Consider the following 423-nt stretch of genomic DNA (forward strand, 5'->3'; position numbering starts at 1 on the left):
TGGCGCTACCCCCTCCGCACTCCCGGCAAGCGCCGCCCCCGACGCGGGCCCGGCCGTGGTCCGCGTGGACCTCGGTTGGCCCGAAGGGCTCCCGGACGGCGGCCGCCACGGCTTCACCCCCGCCCACCGCGCCCGCCTTGAAGCGGCCCTTCCCGCCATGGCCACCCGCCTCGCGCACGCGCTGGCGCAAGCGCCGGAGCACCCGGCCGAGCCTGTCGACGGTGCCCCGATGTCGCCCAAGGGGCATGCGACACCTGCTCCGGACGGGCTGTCCGACGACGTCCAGGTGGCTCCGGGGGGCCATGCCGTGCCGGACCACCGAGCCACGCCCGCCGGGGACGGGCTCCGGGGTCGGGGCGATGGCTCGGAGGGAGCGACGGGCGACCGGGGCACGCACCCGGCCGCGCCCGCCGTCGGCGCCCC

General features: G+C 79.7%; 1 pseudogene. It reads left to right on the top strand.

Going from position 1 to position 423, the window contains the following annotated elements:
* Positions 1–64 precede the first annotated feature (64 nt).
* A pseudogene (locus KN815_RS52505) lies at positions 65–423 on the top strand (phosphoribosyltransferase); the annotation flags it as partial.

The sequence above is a fragment of the Streptomyces niphimycinicus genome (assembly GCF_018883605.1).
Lineage (GTDB): Bacteria > Actinomycetota > Actinomycetes > Streptomycetales > Streptomycetaceae > Streptomyces > Streptomyces niphimycinicus.